This window comes from Variovorax sp. GW821-FHT09D05 (assembly GCF_059416325.1).
Genome location: NZ_JBWKOZ010000002.1, coordinates 459,876 through 473,356, shown reverse-complemented (window position 1 = coordinate 473,356; position 13,481 = coordinate 459,876). Strand labels below are relative to the sequence as shown.

General features: G+C 67.3%; 11 protein-coding genes. 9 read left to right on the top strand and 2 right to left on the bottom strand.

Annotation, left to right across the window (positions count from 1 at the left end):
* Positions 1–186 precede the first annotated feature (186 nt).
* Positions 187–348, bottom strand: a complete 162-nt coding sequence (locus AC07O3_RS06820; RefSeq protein WP_176928796.1) for a hypothetical protein — start codon at positions 346–348, stop codon at positions 187–189.
* Here AC07O3_RS06820 and mltA point away from each other — a divergent pair.
* A complete protein-coding gene (gene mltA / locus AC07O3_RS06815; RefSeq protein ID WP_093055308.1) occupies positions 347–1,495 on the top strand; it encodes a murein transglycosylase A in 1,149 nt (382 codons plus the stop codon). The two genes, AC07O3_RS06820 and mltA, sit on opposite strands and share 2 nt — an antisense overlap.
* 149 nt (positions 1,496–1,644) lie before the next feature.
* Complete coding sequence (locus tag AC07O3_RS06810; RefSeq protein ID WP_495338899.1) at positions 1,645–3,885, top strand: PhoX family protein; 2,241 nt, start codon at positions 1,645–1,647, stop codon at positions 3,883–3,885.
* 121 nt (positions 3,886–4,006) lie between these two features.
* Here the strand turns inward: AC07O3_RS06810 and AC07O3_RS06805 are convergent, their stop codons facing one another.
* The gene (locus tag AC07O3_RS06805) at positions 4,007–4,474 is read right to left on the bottom strand and encodes an Lrp/AsnC family transcriptional regulator (RefSeq protein ID WP_495338898.1); all 468 of its coding nucleotides are present in this window, start codon (positions 4,472–4,474) and stop codon (positions 4,007–4,009) included.
* Between the two features lie 105 nt (positions 4,475–4,579).
* Here AC07O3_RS06805 and mdeB point away from each other — a divergent pair, with 105 nt between their 5' ends.
* From mdeB to AC07O3_RS06770, 7 genes are all read left to right on the top strand, one after another.
* Complete coding sequence (gene mdeB, locus AC07O3_RS06800) at positions 4,580–7,234, top strand: alpha-ketoglutarate dehydrogenase (protein ID WP_495338897.1); 2,655 nt, start codon at positions 4,580–4,582, stop codon at positions 7,232–7,234.
* A gap of 59 nt (positions 7,235–7,293) precedes the next feature.
* Positions 7,294–8,070, top strand: coding sequence for a FadR/GntR family transcriptional regulator (locus tag AC07O3_RS06795; protein WP_097197659.1), 777 nt, complete (start codon positions 7,294–7,296; stop codon positions 8,068–8,070).
* Between the two features lie 144 nt (positions 8,071–8,214).
* Positions 8,215–9,543: an MFS transporter gene (locus AC07O3_RS06790; protein WP_093174392.1), complete on the top strand. Its 1,329-nt coding sequence runs from the start codon at positions 8,215–8,217 to the stop codon at positions 9,541–9,543.
* Between the two features lie 22 nt (positions 9,544–9,565).
* Positions 9,566–10,489, top strand: a complete 924-nt coding sequence (ltnD, locus tag AC07O3_RS06785; protein ID WP_495338896.1) for an L-threonate dehydrogenase — start codon at positions 9,566–9,568, stop codon at positions 10,487–10,489.
* A gap of 26 nt (positions 10,490–10,515) precedes the next feature.
* The gene (denD, locus tag AC07O3_RS06780) at positions 10,516–11,532 is read left to right on the top strand and encodes a D-erythronate dehydrogenase (RefSeq protein WP_495338895.1); all 1,017 of its coding nucleotides are present in this window, start codon (positions 10,516–10,518) and stop codon (positions 11,530–11,532) included.
* A gap of 3 nt (positions 11,533–11,535) precedes the next feature.
* Positions 11,536–12,807: a 3-oxo-tetronate kinase gene (gene otnK / locus AC07O3_RS06775; protein WP_495338894.1), complete on the top strand. Its 1,272-nt coding sequence runs from the start codon at positions 11,536–11,538 to the stop codon at positions 12,805–12,807.
* On the top strand, positions 12,804–13,469 hold the full coding sequence (locus tag AC07O3_RS06770) for a class II aldolase/adducin family protein (protein WP_093174384.1): 666 nt from the start codon (positions 12,804–12,806) through the stop codon (positions 13,467–13,469). Before otnK ends, AC07O3_RS06770 begins: the two co-directional genes overlap by 4 nt.
* Positions 13,470–13,481 lie beyond the last annotated feature (12 nt).

The following is a 13,481-nucleotide window of genomic DNA, read 5'->3' as shown; positions in this document are numbered from 1 at the left end:
TTCTAGGTTGAATCAGGCGGGCCACAGCTTAGCTTCCGGGCGTACGCGATGGTACGGGCTCAAAGCCCCACAGAAAATAAGAAAAGTTTCGCCATAGCGCATGAATGCTACGATGATTGCTACTAAAGTAATAGCGATGGGGTAGTTGTCCGACATGGCGGCGCGGCGCGGGACTGCACAAGCAATTCACGTTTCCGGCGGCGGGTTTCGATCGGTGGCGTCGCGGCCTGCTTCAGGCTCGTCGTCGTCATGCAATTCACCCTTGTTGCGGCCGGAAAACATGGTCCACCAGATGATCAAGATGAACACGAGTCCCGCGGCGAGGGCTTCAAGCAGAATCAAACCCATGAGAAATGGACTCCAGTGGCTGGTCGGGCTTGTGATCGTAGCAACGCTCGCGGCCTGTTCCACCGGCCCGCGCGCGCCCGAGGCCCCCACCCGCCCCCCCGCCACCCAGCCGCGAGACCTCGGCCCGCTCACCGGCTCGCTCGCGCACCCCAAGAGCCGCTGGGTGCCGGTTGGGTGGGGCGAGCTGCCCGGGTTCGGCGAAGACCCGCTGCACGAGGCCTGGATCGCGCTGCTGGCGAATTGCTCGCGCCCCAACGCCGCCTTCGCGCCGCTGTGCCGCGACGTGCGCCAGCTGACCATCGCCACCCCCGAAGAGCAGCGCCAGTGGATGACCGACCGGCTGCAGCCCTACCGCATCGAGGCGCTCAATGGCCAGACCGAAGGCAAGCTCACCAGCTACTACGAGCCGGTGTACGAAGCATCGCGCGTGCCCACCGCCACCTTCAACGTGCCGATCTACCAGGCCCCCGACGGCCTGGTGCCGCGCCGCCCCTGGTACACGCGCCAGGAGATCGAGACCCTGCCCGAAGCCCAGGCCGCGCTGCGCGGCCGCGAGATCGCATGGATGGCCGACCCCATCGACGCGCTGATGCTGCACATCCAGGGCTCCGGGCGTCTGCGCATCACCGAGGCCAACGGCTACCAGCACACCGTGCGCGTGGCCTTCTCGGCCACCAACGAGCAGCCCTACCGCAGCGTGCAGCAATGGCTGATGAGCCAGGGCGTGAGCAAGGTCGGCAAGTGGCCCGACGACACAAAAGCCTGGGCCGCGCAGAACCCGCAGCGCGTGACGCAGCTGATGTGGAGCAACCCGCGCTACGTGTTCTTCCGCGAAGAGACGATGAGCGAGGTCGACGCCGCCTTCGGCCCGCGCGGCGCCCAGGGCGTGCCGCTCACGGCCGGCCGCTCCATCGCGGTCGACCGCGAGAGCATCCCGTACGGCACCCCGGTGTGGCTTGCGTCCAACGGGCCGGCGGCGCAGCTGCAGAAACTGGTGGTGGCGCAGGACACCGGCAGCGCCATCCTCGGCGCCGTGCGCGCCGACTACTTCGCGGGCACCGGCGCCGATGCGGGCAGGCTTGCGGCGAGCATGAACCAGCCGCTGCGCCTGTGGGCGCTGTGGCCGCGGCAACTGCCCGCGCCCTGAGCCGCGCGGGCCTGAAGGGTTGATGAAGAGGTACTGAAAACGGCCTGATTCAACCTGACTGGAGCCTGAGCAATTCACGGAGTCGTCATACGAAGTGCCTAACTTCGCGGGCTGGTTTCTCCCCCAACCCACGAAGAAAGACATTGCGCATGACCGCAAATACCCGCACCGACGATCCCTCGGTCGACCTCGACGACATCGGCACCAACCCCACGTCGAACCCCTCGTTCACCGACCTGATCGCCTCGCGCCTGAGCCGCCGCCATCTGTTCGGCCTGGGCGTCGGCACTGCCGGTACCGCGCTGCTCCAGGCATGCGGCGGTGGTGGCGGCGGTAGCTCCAGCTTCCCGGTCCTGCCCCCGGCCCCCGCACCCGCCCCCCCTGCGCCGGCTCCCGCTCCTTCCCCCGCTCCGATGAAGCTCGGCTTCAATGCCGTCGCAAAGAGCCTCGCCGACGTCGTGACCGTGCCTGCCGGCTACACCGCCAGCGTGCTGTACCGCCTGGGCGACCCGATCGCCTCGGGCGTCGCTGCCTACAAGAACGACGGCACCGACGACGCCACCACCTACGACCGCCGCGCCGGCGACCACCACGACGGCATGACCTTCTTCGGCATGAATGCCTCGAACAAGTGGGATGCCGCCAACGCCTCGCGCGGCATGCTCGTGATGAACCACGAGGCCATCACGCCGCTGTTCCTGCACCCCGCCGGCCAGACCATCACCGGCACCGGCAATGCCGCCGTGCGCACCGTCGCCGACGAAGTGCTGCGCGAGTTCTACCTGCACGGCGTGAGCGCGATCGAGGTCAACAAGAGCGGCAGCACCTGGAGCTACAAGCAGGACTCGACTTTCAATCGTCGCGTCCACACGCTGACCGAGATGACCTTCTCGGGCCCGGCCGCCAAGACCGACTACCTGAAGACCAAGTACTCGACCGACGGCAGCAAGACCCGCGGCACGCTCAACAACTGCGCCAACGGCACCACGCCGTGGGGCACGTACCTGACCTGCGAAGAGAATTGGGCCGGCTACTTCCGCCGCATCAAGGCCAACGACGACCCCCAGCGCACCGCGAAGGAAATCGCAAGCTTCACCCGCTATGGCGTGGCCAGCGCCGGCCGCGAGCTCTGGGCGACCGTCACGCCCGACACTGCCGACAACCTGTATGGCCGCTGGAATACCGAGGTCATCGGCGCCACTGCCGTCGACGACTACCGCAACGGCTCCAACACATACGGCTGGGTCGTCGAGATCGACCCGTTCGCTCCCACCAGCACGCCGAAGAAGCGCACCGCGCTCGGCCGCTTCGGCCACGAAGGCGCTTGCCTCGGCCCGGTCGTGGTCGGCAAGCCGCTGGTCTGGTACATGGGCGACGACTCGCAGAACGAGTACCTCTACAAGTTCGTGTCCACCAAGAACTGGGACGCGGCCGACGTCGGCGGCGGCATTGCGGCCGGCGACAAGTACATGGACGACGGCAAGCTCTACGTCGCCAAATTCAAGGCCGACGGCACGGGCGACTGGCTCGAACTGAAGCTCGGTGTCAACAACATCACCTCGAGCTACGCCGGCTATGCATTCGCCGATGCGGCCGATGTCGTGATCAACGTACGCCACGCAGCCGATGCGGCTGGCGCCACGAAGATGGACCGCCCGGAATGGACGGCCGTCAACCCGAAGAACGGCGAGGTGTACCTCACCCTCACCAACAACTCGGCACGTCCGGTCACTGGCACCGACGCGGCCAACCCGCGTTCGTACAACGACCCGAAGAACGGCGTCGATCAGAAGGGCAACCCGAACGGCCACATCATCCGTTTCGCGGATGCCGGTGGCGACCCCGCTGCAGTCACCTTCAAGTGGGACGTGTACCTGTTCGGCGCGCGCTCGACCGCGTCGGCCGACGTGAACCTGTCCGCCCTTGGAGCTGACAACGACTTCTCCAGCCCTGACGGCATGTGGTTCAGCCAGGCCGCGCCCGGCCTGCTGTGGATCGAGACCGACGACGGCAAGTACACCGACGTGACCAACTGCATGCTGCTCGGCGCCCTGCCGGGCAAGGTCGGCGATGGTGCCGCGAAGACCATCACCAACGTCGATGGCGGCACCACCGCCACGCAGGCCACCTTCGTCGGCAAGGCCCCGGGCACCGACGGCCTGCGCCGCTTCCTCGTTGGCCCGGTTGATTGCGAAATCACCGGCATCGCCGAATCGGGCGACGGCCGTGCGCTGTTCGTGAACATCCAGCACCCGGGCGAGAACACGGCCAAGGCCAACATCAGCGATCCGACGAAGTTCCTCAGCCACTGGCCGCAAGGCGGCACCGCCCGTCCTCGCTCGGCGACCGTGGTCATCACGAAGGACGACGGCGGCCTGATCGGCCTCTGAGCGTTGAATCCCTAGGCCCCTTCGGGGAACACCGTGGAACCGGCTTTGCCGGGCCACCGGTGTTGCCCCCGGCGAGGGGGTGGGCGAAGCGACACGAAGTGCGCGAAGCCTGGGGGAGTACCTACTCCCTCGGCAACGGCAGCGCCGTTTTGTATCGCACTTGCTTGAGTGCAAAGCTCGAGCGGATCTTCTCGATTCCCGGAATCGGCGTGAGCTGTTCCAGGATGAATTTCTCCAGCGCAGCCATGTCCGCCACCGCGATGCGGATCAGGTAGTCGCTGTCGCCCGTCATCAGGTAGCACTCCATCACCTCGTCGTGCTCGGCGATGCGTTGCTCGAAGTCGGCGAGCGATTGCTTGCTCTGCGTCGTCAGGCTGATCGAGATGAACACGTTGAGCCCCAGGCCCAATGACTTCGCGCTGACGAGCGCCACATAGCGGTCGATCACGCCGTTCGCTTCGAGCACCTTCACGCGCGCCAGGCAGGGCGACGGCGACAAGTGCACGCGCCGCGCCAGCTCCACGTTCGACAGCGCACCGTCGCGCTGCAGCTCATCCAGAATGCGCAGGTCGATGGCGTCGAGTTGCATGAAATGCTTTGAATTCAAGAAATGGCGGAATTTTATGCTGCGAGGCTGGCGTGGGATTGCCCGCGCCAGTAGCTAATTTTCCGCAAGGCGGCCTAAAGTGCCGGTATGAACGCCCCGATTTCCGCCGACCAGATGCGCGCCTTGCTGCTCGACCCGCAGCTTTCGCACGACCCCGATCCTGCCGAGACCGCCGAATGGCGCGACGCCTTCGTGGCGCTGGCGCAAACGCAGGGGCCGCAGCGCGCCAGGCAGATGCTGGTCGAGCTGGCGCGCCTCGCGCGGCAGCAGCGCATTGGCTGGCAGCCCGAGCTCGCGACGCCGTACGTCAACACCATCGCCGCGGAAGACCAGCCGCCGTTCCCGGGTGACCTTGCCATCGAGGAAAAGCTCGCCTCGCTCATGCGCTGGAACGCGCTCGCGATGGTGGCCAAGGCCAACCAGGCGTATGGCGAACTCGGCGGCCACATCGCCAGCTACGCCAGCGCGGCAGACCTGTTCGAGACCGGCTTCAACCACTTCTTTCATGCGCGCAGCGAGCAGCACCGAGGTGACCTCGTGTTCTTCCAGCCGCACAGCGCGCCAGGTGTCTATGCGCGGGCCTACCTCGAAGGCCGCCTGAGCGAAGAAGACCTGAAGCACTACCGCCAGGAGCTCACCGCTCCCGCCTTCGTCGACGGCAGCGGCGCGCGCGGCCTGTGCAGCTATCCGCATCCGTACCTGATGCCGGACTTCTGGCAGTTCCCCACCGGCTCGATGGGCATCGGCCCCATCAGCTCGATCTACCACGCGCGCTTCATGCGCTACCTCACGCACCGCAACCTGCTGAACTGCGAAGGCCGCAAGGTGTGGGGCGTGTTCGGCGACGGCGAGATGGACGAGCCCGAGTCGATGAGTGCGCTGACGCTCGCCGCGCGCGAGAAGCTCGACAACCTTGTGTGGGTCGTCAACTGCAACCTGCAGCGGCTGGACGGCCCGGTGCGCGGCAACGGCCGCATCATCGACGAGCTCGAAAAGCTGTTTGCCGGCGCGGGCTGGAACGTCATCAAGCTCGTGTGGGGCAGCGACTGGGATGGCCTCTTCGCGCAGGACACGAGCGGCGCGCTGGCCCGCGTGTTCGCCAACACCGTCGACGGCCAGATGCAGACCTTCGCCGCAAAAGACGGCCGCTTCAACCGCGACAACTTCTTCGGCCAGAACCCCGAGCTCGCGCGCCTGGCCGAGGGCATGACCGACGAGCAGATCGATCGCCTCAAGCGCGGCGGCCACGACCTCGTGAAGATCCATGCGGCTTACGCGGCTGCGGCCAAGCACAAGGGCCAGCCCACCGTGATCCTCGCCCACACCAAGAAGGGCTACGGCATGGGCAGCGCCGCGCAGGGCAAGATGACCACGCACTCGCACAAGAAGATGGGCGACGTGGACCTCATCGAATTCCGCGACCGCTTCAACCTGCCGTTGACCGATGCGCAGGCCACCGCGATGGACTTCTATCGCCCCGCCGAAGACAGCGCCGAGATGCGCTATCTGCGCCAGCACCGCGAATCGCTCGGCGGCGCCATGCCGCGCCGCGAGACCGCCTGCGACGTGGTGGCCAAGCCCGACATCGCGAGCTACGCGCAGTTCGCCACGGCCGCCGCCGGCAAGGAAATGAGCACCACCATGGCCTTCGTGCGCATGCTGGGCAATCTCATGAAGGACAAGGCCCTGGGCCCGCGCATCGTGCCCATCGTGGCCGACGAGGCGCGCACCTTCGGCATGGCCAACCTGTTCAAGCAGGTGGGCATCTATTCGAGCGTGGGCCAGCGCTATGCGCCGGAAGACATCGGCTCGGTGCTGAGCTATCGCGAAGCCACCGACGGGCAGATCCTGGAAGAAGGCATCAGCGAGGCCGGCGCCATCGCGAGCTGGACGGCCGCGGCCACCAGCTACAGCGTGCATGGCCTGGCGATGCTGCCCTTCTACATCTACTACTCGATGTTCGGCTTCCAGCGCGTCGGCGACGCGATCTGGGCTGCCGCGGACCAGCGTGCGCGCGGCTTCCTGCTCGGCGCCACGTCCGGGCGCACCACGCTCGGCGGCGAAGGCCTGCAGCATCAGGACGGCAGCAGCCACCTCGTGGCCGCGACCATTCCCAACTGCAAGGCCTACGACCCGGCCTACGCGGGCGAGATGGCGGTGATCGTCGATGCGGGCATCCGCGAGATGATGGTCGAGCAGAAGGACGTGTTCTATTACGTCACGCTCATGAACGAGAACTACGCGCAGCCCGATGTGCCCGGGGGCGCGGAAGGCGACATCCTGCGCGGGTGCTATCGCTTCGGCACGTATGCGCCGGCATCGGGCAGGGCGAAGAAGAAGGTCACGCTGATGGGCTCCGGCGCGATCCTCACCGAAGTCGTTAAGGCCGCGCAGCTGCTGGCCGAAGAAGGCATCGAGGCCGAGGTGTTCAGCGTCACGAGCTGGAGCGAACTTGCGCGCGAAGGGCTGGCCTGCGAGCAGCGCGCGTTGTCGGGTGAAGAAGCCGGTACCGCGTTCGTCGCGCAGAAGCTCGGCAAGGGCAGCAAGGCGCCCATCATTGCCGCCACCGACTACGTGCGCGCCGTGCCTGAGAGCGTGCGTGCCTTCCTGCCGGAAGGCCGCCGCTACATCACGCTGGGCACCGATGGTTTCGGCCGCAGCGACACGCGTGCGGCGCTGCGCGGATTCTTCGGCGTCGATGCGGCCAGCATCGCGCGGGCTGCTCGCCACGCGCTGAACTGAGGCCGCGGCGGTCGCGCAGGGCCTGCGTTAGAGTCGCAGGCCCCACCCCATTCGCGCCCATGACCGCCCGCTTCCAATCCCTCGCCCCCAGCGTCCGCCTGGCCGACCAGGTCGCCGATGCATTGGCCGCCGAGGTGCGCAGCGGGCGCCTTTCCGAAGGCGACCGCCTGCCGACCGAAACCGCGCTGGCCGAGCAGTTCGGCGTGAGCCGCACCGTGGTGCGTGAAGCGGTGTCGCGGCTCAAGTCGCTGGGCCTGCTCGATTCGCGCCAGGGCAGCGGCGTGTATGTGCGTGCCGCCGGCGTCGAGCCGCTGCGCTTCGAGATGCCGCACGTGGCCTCGCGCGAAGCCGTCATCCAGATGGTCGAGCTGCGCCGCGCGCTCGAAGCCGAAGTGGCCGCGCTGGCCGCCGAGCGCCGAACGCCAGACGATGTGCAGCGCATCCGCGACGCCATCGATGCGCTGCACGCCGCCGTGGAAGCGGGTGGCAACGGCGCCGACGAAGACGTGCGCTTCCACCGCGCCATTGCCGAGGCTGCGCGCAACCCCTTCCTCATCGGCACGCTGCAGTACCTGCGGCAGTTTTTGCACGGCGCCACCCGCGTCACGCGCGCCAACGAGGCGCGCCGCGCCGACTTCGCGCGCGAGGTGGCGCAGGAGCATGCGCGCATCGTCGAAGCCATCGAGGCCGGCGACCCGCTGCGCGCGCGCGAGGCGGCCAAGAACCACATGGACAACGCGATCCGCCGCATCGAGCAGGCCGATCCCGCGTTCTGGCAGCAGGAAGGCGCGCAGCTCGCGCGGCCCTTGGTCGAAGGCTGGCCAATAGGCAGCTAAAGCGAGCTTGTAGGCAGCCGAGCCGACACAGAAAGACACCAGAAAGTCGCCGCGAACGGCGCGATCTCCGGGTTTACCCGGGTCAGTTCACAAATCTCAAATTTGTATGATGACCTGACAAATCAACCGAGACAAAGCTTTCTCATGACTTCCTCGACCCTCAAGGCCGGCGCCATGCCGTCGTCCGCCGCAGCCGATGCCGCGCTCGAAAAGCGCACTTACGCCAAGGTGTTCTGGCGCCTCGTGCCCTTTCTCATGCTGTGCTACGTGGTCGCGTATCTCGACCGCGTCAACGTGGGCTTCGCCAAGCTGCAGATGGGCCAGGACCTGGGCTTCAGCGAAACCGTGTTCGGCCTGGGCGCGGGCATCTTCTTCCTCGGCTACTTCCTGTTCGAGGTGCCGAGCAACCTGCTGCTCAACCGCGTGGGCGCGCGCATCTGGATCGCGCGAATCATGATCACCTGGGGCCTGCTCTCGGCCTGCTTCATGTTCGTGAAGACGCCGACCAGCTTCTACATCCTGCGCTTCCTGCTCGGCGTGGCCGAGGCGGGCTTCTATCCGGGCGTGATCCTGTACCTCACGCACTGGTACCCGGCGCACCGGCGCGCGCGGATCATCGCGGTGTTCATGTCGGCCATTCCGGTGGCGGGCATCTTCGGCAACCCGCTGTCGGGCTGGATCATGGACAGCTTCCACGGCGTCTCGTCGATGAGCGGCTGGCAATGGATGTTCCTCATCGAGGCGGTTCCCGCCGTGCTCGTGGGCGTGATGGTGCTGGTCTACCTCGACAACGGCATCGCCCAGGCGCGCTGGCTGAGTGCTGAAGAAAAAGCGCTGCTGCAGCGCGAGGTGGCGCGCGACGCCGCCCACGGCGCCAAGGGCCCGCACTCGGTGGCTGGCGTGTTCCGCGATGCGCGCATATGGTGGATGGCGTTCATCTACTTCGCCTTCGTCATGGGCCAATACGCACTCACTTTCTGGCTGCCCACGCTGGTCAAGGCCACGGGCGTGCAGGGCAACCTGAACATCGGGCTGCTCAGCGCGATCCCCTTCGTCTGCGCCATCGTCGCGATGAACCTCTTCGGCCGCAGCGCCGACCGCCGCCAGGAGCGCCGCTGGCACCTGATCGTGCCCGCGCTGATGGGCGCGATCGGCTTCACCGTCGCGGCTTCGTACACGCAGAACACGGTCGTGTCGCTGGCGTTCCTCTCACTCGCCGCAGCCGGCGTGCTGACCTGCGCGCCGCTCTTCTGGTCGCTGCCCACAGCATTTCTCACCGGCACGGCGGCGGCCGCCGGCATCGCGGCCATCAACTCGGTGGGCAACCTCGCGGGCTTCGTGAGCCCGTACCTCATCGGCTACCTGAAAGACCTGACCGGCAGCACGCAGATCGGCATGTACGTGCTGGCCGGTGCGCTGGTGCTCGGCGCCATCGGCGTGTGGCTCACGCCCAAGCAACTCGTCAATCGCTGACCTCGAAAGAAAGAATCCCTGCATGACTTCCAGCACCAACACTCCCGTCGTCGGCCTCGTAGGCCTCGGCGCCATGGGCGCCGGCATGGCGCAATCGCTGCGCCGTGCGGGCCATGCGCCGCACGTGTTCGACGTGCGCCGCGAGGTCGCCGAAGCCTTCGCGCGCGATGGCGGCACGGCCTGCGACACGCTGGCCGCGCTCGGTGCGCAGTGCGACATCGTCGTCAGCGTCGTCGTGAATGCGGCGCAGACCGAATCTGTGCTGTTCGGCGACGGCACCGCGCCCGGCTGCGCCGCATCGATGAAGCCCGGCAGCCTGTTCGTGATGTGCTCCACCGTCGATCCGAACTGGTCGGTGGCGCTCGAAGCGCGCCTTGCCGCGCAGGGCATCCTGTACCTCGACGCACCCATCTCCGGCGGCGCCGCGAAGGCCGCGAGCGGCCAGATGACGATGATGACCGCCGGCACACCCGCCGCCTACGAGAAGGCCGGCGCGGTGCTCGACGCGATGGCCGCCAAGGTCTACCGCCTGGGCGACAGCGCGGGCGCGGGCAGCAAGGTGAAAGTCATCAACCAGCTGCTGGCCGGCGTGCACATCGCCGCGGCGGCCGAGGCCATGGCACTGGGCCTGCGCGAAGGCGTGGACCCTGCGGCGCTGTACGAAGTCATCACGCACAGCGCCGGCAACAGCTGGATGTTCGAGAACCGCATGGCGCACGTGCTCGCGGGCGACTACACGCCACTGTCGGCCGTCGACATCTTCGTGAAGGACCTGGGCCTGGTGCTCGACGTGGCGCGCGCGACCAAGTTTCCGCTGCCGCTGTCGTCCACCGCGCACCAGATGTTCATGCAGGCATCGACCGCGGGCTATGCGCGCGAAGACGACAGCGCGGTGATCAAGATTTTCCCGGGCATCGAAGTGCCGGTGCCGAAAAAACAGGCCTGAACAAGACAAGAAGGACACACTCGCTCATGAACATCCTCATCACCGGCGGCTGCGGCTTCCTCGGCGTCCGCCTCGCCCGCACGCTGCTCGCGGTCGGCAACCTCGCACTGGCAGGCGGCACCGCGCAGCCGGTGTCGCGCATCACCCTGGCCGACCGCGTGCCGCCGCCCGCCGACCTGGCCGGCGATGCCCGCGTGCAATTCGTGCAGGGCGACCTGTACGAGCAGGCTGGCAACGGAGCGTTGCCGCTGACCGACACCGACGCGGTGTTCCACCTCGCCGCCGCTGTGAGTGGCGAATGCGAGGCCGACTTCGACCTGGGCATGCGCAGCAACCTCGACACCACGCGCGGCCTGCTCGAGGCCTGCCGCCGCGCGGGCCACTCGCCGGTGTTCGTGTTCTCCAGCTCGGTCGCCGTGTTCGGCGATTCGCCCGAGCAGCGCCTGCCCGCCGTGATCGAAGACACCACGCTGCCGACACCGCAGAACAGCTACGGCATCCAGAAATTCATCGGCGAGCAATTGGTGGCCGACTTCACGCGCAAGGGCTTCGTGCAGGGCCGCAATGTGCGGCTCATGACGGTGTCGGTGCGCCCAGGCAAACCCAACGGCGCGGCCTCCAGCTTCCTGAGCGGCATGCTGCGCGAGCCGTTGGCTGGCGAGCGTGCACGTTGCCCCGTGTCGCCCGACACGCCGGTCGCGCTGGCATCGCCCGGCAACACCGTCGCGGGCATCGTGCGCGCGGCCACCGCCAGCGCCGCGGAATGGGGTGCACGCACTGCGATCAACCTGCCGGCATTGACGACCACCGTGCGCGAGATGGCGCAGGCGCTCGAACGCATTGCCGGCAAGGACGCCACCGGCCTGATCGACTGGGAGCCCGACGCCGCCATCGCGAAGATCGTCACCAGCTGGCCCAGCCGCATCCACGCAGCGCGCGCCGAGGCGCTGGGCCTGAAGGCCGACGCCAGCTTCGACGCCATCCTGCGCGACTACGTGCGCGAGAACGCACAGGCCGTGAAGCTGCCTGTCGTGAAGGGCTGACCCATGGCAAAGCTCGTTCTCGGCTGCATCGCCGACGATTTCACCGGCGCCACCGACCTCGCCAACAACCTCGTGCGCGCGGGCATGCGCGTGGTGCAGGCCATCGGCGTGCCCGAAGGCCCGCTCGATGCCGATGTGGATGCGGTCGTCGTTGCGCTCAAGTCGCGCACCATCGCGCCGGCCGAGGCCGTCGCGCAATCGCTCGATGCGTTGCGCTGGTTGCAGGCGCAGGGCGCGAAGCAGATCTACTTCAAGTACTGCTCCACTTTCGACAGCACGGCGCAAGGCAACATCGGCCCCGTGACCGAGGCGCTGATGGATGCGCTGCAATGCGACTTCACCATCGCCACGCCCGCCTTTCCAGACAACAAGCGCACCGTGTTCAAGGGCTACCTGTTCGCGGGTGAGGTGCTGCTCAACGAGAGCGGCATGCAGAACCACCCGCTCACGCCGATGACCGACCCGAACCTCGTGCGCGTGCTGCAGGCGCAGTGCAAGCGCAAGGTGGGCCTCATCGACTACACGGTGGTGGCGTGCGGTGCGGCCGCCATCGATGAGCGCATCGCTCAGTTGAAGGCCGAGGGCGTGTCTATCGCCATCGTCGACGCCGTGTCGAACGACGACCTTCTGCGCATGGGCCCGGCGCTCGCGAAGATGCCGTTGCTCACCGCGGGCTCGGGCGTGGCCATCGGCCTGCCGGCCAACTTCGGACTCGCGCCTTCTTCGCAGGCCAGTGCATTGCCAAAGGCCGGCGGCAAGACGGCGGTGGTCTCGGGCAGCTGCTCGCTAGCCACCAACCGGCAGGTGCTCGATTTCATCCAGCGCGGCGGCGCGGCAATGGCCGTCGACCCATTGCGCATCGCCGCGGGCGTGGACGTTGCCGCCGAGGCTCTGGCTTGGGCCGCGCCCTTGATCGACAAGGGCCCCGTGCTCGTCTACTCGACCGCCGAAGCCGGCGCCGTGAAGTCGGTGCAAGGCAGGCTCGGTGTCGAAGAGGCCGGCGCGATGGTCGAACGCACCATTGCAGCCATCGCGCGCGGTTTGGTCGAACGCGGCGTACACCAGCTGGTGGTGGCCGGCGGTGAAACCTCGGGTGCATGCGTGCAGGCGCTGGGCATCGCGCAGATGCAGATAGGCCCGCAGATCGACCCCGGCGTGCCGTGGTGCCATGCGCGCTCCGATGCTGCGCCAGAGGCAGGCGTGCACATCGCGCTGAAGTCCGGCAACTTCGGAAGCGACGATTTCTTCACCAAGGCATTTACAGTGCTCGCATGACCGAGAACGAAGCCCGCGAAGAAATCTGCCGCGTCGGCCGCAGCCTGTTCGAGCGCGGCTACGTGCATGCCACAGCCGGCAACATCAGCGTGCGGCTGGACGACGGCTTTCTGATCACGCCGACCGATGCCTGCCTCGGTTTTCTCGACCCGGCCCGATTGGCAAGGCTCGACGCGCAAGGCCAGCAGACCAGCGGCGACCGCGCCAGCAAGACCATCGCACTGCACACGCGCATTTACGCCGCGACGCGCAAGTTCGATGCGAACACCGCCTGCGTGATCCACACACACAGCACGCACTGCGTTGCGCTCACGCTGAACGAACCGGGCGACGAACTGCTGCCCGCGCTGACACCGTATTTCGTGATGAAGGTCGGCCACGTGCCGGTCATCCCGTACCACCGGCCCGGCGCGCCCGAAGCGGCCGAACAGGTGGCACAAACCATCGAGCGCTTCGGCACCGCCGGCACGCCGATTCGCGCCGTGATGCTCACGCGCCTCGGCCCCAACGTCTGGCACGACACGCCGGCCGCCGCCATGGCCGTGCTCGAAGAGCTCGAAGAAACCGCACGGCTTCAACAGCTCGCGCAGGCCGCACGGCCCGAGCCGCTGAACGCCGATCAGATCGATGAACTGCGCCGAACCTTCGGTGCGCGCTGGTAGTACAAACACCCC